Here is a 7,397-nt window from a genome sequence, read left to right on the forward strand (position 1 = left end):
TGATTTTAATGTCTTTATGTGAGTGTTGAATTTCCTTTACCGTAGACTGGGCAGGGGTAAACCCTGCCCCTACAGGGCTTCAGCACATTACAGTTTCAATATTGTAGATTTATTTCTTTAAAGAATTGAAATTTGTAGATTGTCATTTAACATGAAATATATCTTACCAGATGAAAATATAGTTTCGATGAAACCCTGTAGGGGCAGGGTTTACCCCTGCCCAGTCTACGGTAAATGAAATTTATCAATCATTTAAAGACAATAAAATCGGGGGTTATTCCTCTTACCTTATACCCCTGCCCAGTCTACGGTAAATGAAATTTATCAATCATTTAAAGACAATAAAATCGGGGGTTATTCCTCTTACCTTATACCCCTGCCCAGTCTACGGTAAATGAAATTTATCAATCATTTAAAGACAATAAAATCGGGGGTTATTCCTCTTACCTTATACCCCTGCCCAGTCTACGGTAAATGAAATTTATCAATCATTTAAAGACAATAAAATCGGGGGTTATTCCTCTTACCTTATACCCCTGCCCAGTCTACGGTAAATGAAATTTATCAATCATTTAAAGACAATAAAATCGGGGATTATTCCTCTTACCTAATACCCTGCCCAATCTACGGTAAATGAAATTTATCAATCATTAAAGACAATAAAATCGGGGGTTATTCCTCTTACCTAATACCCTGCCCAGTCTACGGTAAATGAAATTCAACACTCACTTAAAGACAATAAAATCAGTATCTATTTCTATAAACGTAATAGCGCCTTACCAACAATAACAGAAATCAATTTTCAATATCCAATTCTCTTTTCATAATAACATCTGGAATACTTCCTGCAACTCAGAAGCTCCGTTATTCCAAAGGACAATCAAACAAAGCAATAGCCATAACATCAACATAAAAATCAAATAAAAAAAGGGCCTCTACGGAGTAGAGACCCTTTAATATGCTTATTCAGAAATTCTTATTTTTTCTTTCCTGAATCAGGAGCAGAATGTTGGTCGCTGTCTGATTCAACATTGATTAATCCTTCGTTATTACCATTTTTCTTAGCTGCATTTCCGAAGTCTTGCTTCATCTGGTGCAACCAGGTAATAAACTGTTGAGCATTCTGACCATCGCGTTGTAAGTCGGCAGTCATTCTGTTTGCAGGCAAAGAGCTATAGAAGCGAAGTTGTTGTTCGCAATCTTTAATCACTTTAGCTGAAATTTCATCTGCTTTCTTAACATCTCCCGCCATATAATAAGCGTAGATGGTTTGTAAAGAGGTGTAGTTATGCATATTTCCCGGGCTGGTCATTGCATAAGGGAAGTTCTGTTCGAGGATATTTTTATCCATATAGTTCAGAACTTTTAATGCGCTGTCCTTAGGTTTTCCTTCCTGAGTCATGGCAATCGACAATTTAGTGAATGCCTGACGGAGGTACATAATCATTTTGCGGTTAGGCTCATCGAAGTAAGTACCTGGAGTTTGAGCACCACCAAATTCAAATTTATGCATCAGGTTATCATACATAACCGGAACGTTAGCATTAATATCCATTCCTAATGGATCTGGAGCAGATGCTTTAGGCAGAGGTACCAGGTGATATGCCAAACCATCGGTTTGCAGATAATCGTTAAGACCCAGATCAGAAGGACTGGTAAAGTAGATAGGACGTTTCCAGTTGTTGGTTGCGATAATATCTAATAATGCCAGATCATTCTTAAACAGGATATTCTTAGAGATCTTAAATTGAATAGCAGGCAGAATTTTAGCGCTGTCTTTAGCACTTACTACTCCATTTTTCAGGATATCTTCCTTATTCACCGGAATGAAAAGCTGGCGGGTAGGGAGGAAGTTTTCGTTTCCATTACCCAGGTTAGCCTGACTGTTAGGGTCATCGCTACCCATGAAGTCCACAATCTCTTTCAGGTTGAAGTATCTGTCGGCCGGAATGTTTCCTGGATCTAAGAAACGGATATAGTTTCTGTTTTCTCCCTTGTATTTATCAGGAGTCCAGGACATTGGGATGGCAGGACTTTCATTTACAGCTCTGCGCATTTGATCGATATACCAATCAACGCCCAGGAGGCTAAGGTTGATAACGCGAACATCCGGGCGAATGCCTTCAACTTCCTGTGCATACCAGAGAGGGTAGGTATCGTTATCTCCGACAGTGAAGATGATAGCATCTTTCTGGCAGGATTCGAGGTAATCTTTAGCTACGTCTCTTGCTACTGTTTTGGTAGAACGGTCGTGGTCATCCCATTCCTGGAAGGCCATTAGTACCGGAACTGCCACCAAACATATAACGGTTGCCAGAATTGGAGTGAAGCTGCCCTTGATTTTCTTTTTCAGGAATGTGTATACAGAGAGTACGCCTAATCCAATCCATACAGCAAAAGCATAGAATGAACCTACATAAGCATAATCACGTTCTCTCGGTTGGTTACCGGCCTGGTTCAGATATATTACGATAGCAAAACCAGTGAAGAAGAAGAGCAAGGATACAACGAGGGTATCTTTACGGTGATGATTATATTGGAAGAAGAAGCCCATTAATCCTAGAATAAATGGCAGGAAGAACAGGGTATTATGTGCTTTATTATCTTTTAAGCTGTCAGGCATGAGACTCTGATCGCCGTAGATAAAGTTATCGATGAATGGAATACCAGAAATCCAGTTACCATCCCTTACGTTACCATAACCTTGGGTATCATTCTGTTTCCCTGCAAAGTTCCAGAGGAAGTAGCGGAAATACATAAAGTTGGCCTGGTAGGTAACAAAGAACCTGATATTATCGATGAAATTAGGTTTTTCACCTTGCTGTAATCCCAGCCAGGTGCGATAGAACTCCGCATGGCCCTGATCGTTGCTGGCATCCCAAACGCGAGGGAAGAGCATCATATCAGCCGGATCATAAACAGGTTCCATCTTTTTACCAGAGATTTCATATTTCTTAGCACCACGTGCATAGATGTTACCACCTTCTTTCCAACGGGTAGGAGAAGCGGTAAATACTTGTCCGTATACCAATGGGAAGTCGCCATATTGTTCGCGGCCCAGGTAACCAACAAGGGAAATAGGGTTATCTACATTGTACATATCAACAGATGGGTTTGCGGTAGAACGCACCATTGTAGTGATGTATGTAGAGTATCCCAGGAGCATAAACAGCACAAAAGAGATAGTCAGACGGCTGAAATGCGTAGTTTTTGCAGGATCCAGCTTTACGCCGAAAGCTTTCAGGAGATAAGGAATTGCAACGAAGAAGGCAGCAAGTATTACCTTAAAAACTATTGCAATACCGCTTGTATCGTTGAATGCCGGAACTATTATAATGGTAGCAATTACAATAAACGGTGCATAGAAACCGAATTTAGGTTTTCTGTAACCGATGATAAGTAATGCAATAATTAAAACAAAGTAGAAGATAAATCCGGAGAAGAATCCGAGGCCAAGGCTATTCACGAAGAATACATCCATATAACCAGAAGCCTTTACAGTATCCTGGATCAGGTATTTTTGAACGATACCGGTGATTGCACAACCGATAATAAAAGCCCAGAAAGTACCCCAACCGGTTGGTTTATATCTCCTGAAGTAGTACACCATTACCATAGCAGGGATGGTGAGGAGGTTCAGCAAGTGAACACCGATAGATAAACCAAGTAAATAACCGATTAATACGATCCAGCGGTCTGCATAGGGTTCATCCGCTTCATGTTCCCATTTCAGGATAGCCCAGAATACAATGGCAGTAAAGAAAGAAGACATACCATAAACCTCGCCTTCAACAGCAGAGAACCAGAAGGAATCTGAGAAAGTGTAGGCCAGTGCGCCAACAATACCGGCACCCATGATGACAGTTAATTTCTCTCTGGAAATTTCTTCACCAGGTTTTATCATAATACGACGGGCAAAGTGTGTGATAGTCCAGAACAGGAACAGGATAGTGAATCCACTTGCCAGGGCAGTCATCACGTTTACGCCCAACGCAGCCTCAGAAGGTTTGAGGAACATGGTAAACAATCTTCCGAGCAACACGAATAACGGTGCGCCTGGGGGATGGGGGATCTGAACTTTGTATGCACTTGAAATAAACTCGCCGCAGTCCCACAAACTACCTGTTGCTTCCATTGTTTTAATGTAAACGAAACAGGCAATAATACAAATGACCCAGCCGACCAGGTTGTTGGTCCTTTTAAAATTCATAAGGTTGTTTTAAGGTCCGACAAAAATATAAAAAACGGCAAATTATGCTAATCTGGCGAACAGTTTTAACTTTTTGTAAATATCTTTTTCACAGATATTAACTATTTTCTGCGGTATTCGCCACAGTTTTGTGTTTGGGAGATATTAAAAAGCAATTAAAAACTAAGCATTTATCAAAGACTCACCTGCTTTTTGACGGTCCATGCTGCCGGTTTGGCGTTGAACAGCACTTTTGTGGCTGCCCAGGTTTGGCGGAAAAGGTCTGAATGTCTGTAGTTTTCCAGTGCTTCTTCGGAGGTCCATTGACTGAAAGTGAACCAGATATTACCTGATGCTTCGTGTTCCCAGAGTTCGAGGTGCAGGCAACCGGGAAAGTTGCGTATAAGGTGTTGTTGTTGTGCAAAAAGCTCCCGGAATTGGTTTACTTTCTCCGGGTCAAACTCCATTTTTACGATACGGTTGATCATTGAAAAATAATTCTGACAGTTTGGTAGTATGATAGTTGCTGAAACCCGGTAGGCTGGGTGAGTTGCTCTCTTTTAAATCCCTGTAGGCCGAATAGTCCGGCAGCATTTCCTTTATTAATGGCAATTTCCAGGTAACCGGCAGCATTAAATAATGCCAGTTTGGTGCCTTCCGGAACATCTGCGTAGGTTTCGCTGATCTGGCTGATCACTTCATTGCGGCGGAAGAGGATCCGAAACCTTCTGTTTTTACATTGCTGTATGAATTGTTGCTTGGTGATATTTACCACCACATTCTCGAAGCTATCTATATGGATAATCTGTCCTTCAATGAAGTCATCCCCCACCAGGGGCTGAAGATTATGTTTTATTTGTATTTGTTGAGTTAACGGCCCTAATTCGCCCAGCGCTTTACCCTTACTTAATTCCCGGGCGGCAGTGGCCAGGAGCTGAACAATTGTAAAGGTATTTTTGGGAGCATCGGGTGGTAAAGGGAGTTTAATCACCTTTTCTGGCATTCCACCTGCAATCATGGTAAGCAATCCATTATCGGCACAACCGATATATTGGCCATTATGTTCTGCTACCAATACATTATCTGGTCTTTTATCAAAAAGATTGATAAGAATAAAATGGAATGTTCCCAATGGGAAATAAGAAATTGCACTTTTACAGATGTAAGTAGCCTGAGGAAGATTGAATGGGCTGATATGGTGAGTAATGTCCGTAACATGACATTCCGGGCAGATTTGCCAGAGCTGCCCCTTGATGGCACCTACCAGGTAATCCTGCATACCTATGTCTGATGTTAATGTTATAATGGACATGCCAGAAAATCTAAATACTCAGAATTCAAACCTTTTCACATTTTACATAGCAAGCTATTGGGCGCTACCAACCAAAAAAGATGCCATGGGGGTTAATTCAATCAATCTCCCTGCAAATAACGTCAAAATTCCAAAGCAGTGCATTTTTTCAATAAGTATTTTTTTGCCTAACGTTAACGGCTAAATATAACAAATCAGCTTTTAACTTAATGGTGATCCCGGCTCTTTCCTGAAATGGTTATATACGATTCCATCAAGGATACCAGGAATAAGTCGACTTAACAACACTGTTAATTTACCCTGCCCGGTTAATACCAAAGTACGTTTTCTTTTTGCTATAGCTTTGTTAATAGCAGCCGCAACAGCTTCGGCCGACATCAGTTTACCTTCATCCAATGGTGTTTCGCTTTGTGATTCTCCATTCGGATTAAGAGCAGTATTACGTATATTGGATGCAGTAAAGCCAGGAGATACCCACATTACATTTACGCCGGTATGAAGATTTTCAGTTCTTAATGCTTCAAGGAAACCCTGCATGGCAAACTTGGATGCAGAATAGCCGGTACGGCCTGGAAGACCTCTGTAACCTGCAATAGAAGATACACCTACAATCGTTCCCTTATTTGCAAGAATAGATGGGAATGCATATTTGGTACAATAAACAGTTCCCCAGAAATTAATATCCATCAGCGATTTCAGGACTTTCAAATCTAAATCTTTAAATAAGGCCCTCATCGAGATACCTGCATTATTGATTAATACATCTATCTTCCCAAATCGCGTTATTGTATTTTCAATAAATGCTTTACAGTCCTCTTCCTTACTTACGTCTGCAACATAAGTAAACAGATTACTATTATTAAACTCTTTATGAAGTTCATCCAATGCTGCCTGCTTTCTGCCACATACAGCAACTGAAGCACCGTGCGACAGAGAATCAGCTACCAGTGCTTTTCCAATTCCTGAAGAGCCACCGGTTATTACTACCACTTTGTTTTGAAAATACGTTTTCATGGGTATAATTTAATCACACAAAAATAGGCGAGAAGATGATAGTAACATCATTTTTATTAAAACCTTTTATAAGATTATACTGTTGTAATACACTGTTGAAAGGTGTTTTAGAATTTTTTGAATAAAAATTTGGTAGCGAAAAAAATATTCCTATCTTTGCAACCGCTTAACAGCAAAGGATTCCGTAGCTCAGTTGGTAGAGCAATACACTTTTAATGTATGGGTCTTGGGTTCGAGTCCCAACGGGATCACAAAAAAATAAGCCGTCTCTGATCACTAGAGACGGCTTATTTTTTTGCTATAAAAAAGTAAATTATACATCAAGGAGAGATAAATTTTAAACATAAGGTTTAGTTAATCTATAAAGGAAAAATGAAACATCTCTAACCCGTCTCATAGCATTGCTATATTTTTTATTAGCCTTAAAAGACTCCGCAGCGGTATTCTAAAAGAAATTCAGGAAAGAAAGGAATTTGAGCTATAAATGCTAACTTTAACGATTGTACGTATTGTTACAATCCCATGTAATACGAAATCTCTATATGCATTTTATAGAAATTTTAGATTATGAATAAATGTGCAATTATCATTGGTGTCAACCAGGTTAGCCCGCTACCTCTACTTACAGGAGCAGTACAGGGAGCTAAAGATTTTGATGTATGGGGGATCAAGTTGAAAACTTGGGGAATCAAGTTAAAAATCTTTGATTTGCAGTCTAATTAGATAGGAAATCGTGGATAAGAATTTAAATCTCCTCTTGGAGGCCCTATTGCCAGAAGGCATACTATATTATTTTGAACTGACCGATGCATCTCAAACAGATACAGAGATTAGTATTTACTTAGAAGAAAAGAATATCGCTCCTGCTGAGCATCAGCATAA

Annotated in this window: 5 protein-coding genes and 1 tRNA gene; 2 read left to right on the forward strand and 4 right to left on the reverse strand. The window is 39.8% G+C overall.

Annotated features, from left to right (window positions below):
* Window positions 1-976 precede the first annotated feature (976 nt).
* The 4 genes from DVR12_RS27235 to DVR12_RS27255 all read right to left on the reverse strand — a co-directional run bounded on the left by DVR12_RS27235 (window position 977) and on the right by DVR12_RS27255 (window position 6,515).
* Window positions 977-4,210: a glycosyltransferase family 117 protein gene (locus DVR12_RS27235; protein WP_116978998.1), complete on the reverse strand. Its 3,234-nt coding sequence runs from the start codon at window positions 4,208-4,210 to the stop codon at window positions 977-979.
* A gap of 173 nt (window positions 4,211-4,383) precedes the next feature.
* A complete protein-coding gene (locus DVR12_RS27240; RefSeq protein ID WP_116979000.1) occupies window positions 4,384-4,677 on the reverse strand; it encodes a putative quinol monooxygenase in 294 nt (97 codons plus the stop codon).
* A complete protein-coding gene (locus tag DVR12_RS27245) occupies window positions 4,674-5,501 on the reverse strand; it encodes an SAM hydrolase/SAM-dependent halogenase family protein (protein ID WP_116979001.1) in 828 nt (275 codons plus the stop codon). The genes DVR12_RS27240 and DVR12_RS27245 overlap by 4 nt, the downstream gene beginning before the upstream one ends.
* 201 nt (window positions 5,502-5,702) lie before the next feature.
* Window positions 5,703-6,515: an SDR family oxidoreductase gene (locus DVR12_RS27255; RefSeq protein ID WP_116979005.1), complete on the reverse strand. Its 813-nt coding sequence runs from the start codon at window positions 6,513-6,515 to the stop codon at window positions 5,703-5,705.
* Window positions 6,516-6,693: 178 nt separating this feature from the next.
* On the opposite strand from DVR12_RS27255, the gene DVR12_RS27260 reads away from it, so the two are divergent.
* Window positions 6,694-6,766 (forward strand) — tRNA-Lys (locus DVR12_RS27260).
* A 316-nt stretch (window positions 6,767-7,082) separates the two neighbouring features.
* Window positions 7,083-7,238, forward strand: coding sequence for a hypothetical protein (locus tag DVR12_RS27700; protein WP_158563391.1), 156 nt, complete (start codon window positions 7,083-7,085; stop codon window positions 7,236-7,238).
* Window positions 7,239-7,397 lie beyond the last annotated feature (159 nt).

It is taken from the genome of Chitinophaga silvatica (assembly GCF_003419895.1).
Classification (GTDB): Bacteria; Bacteroidota; Bacteroidia; order Chitinophagales; family Chitinophagaceae; genus Chitinophaga; species Chitinophaga silvatica.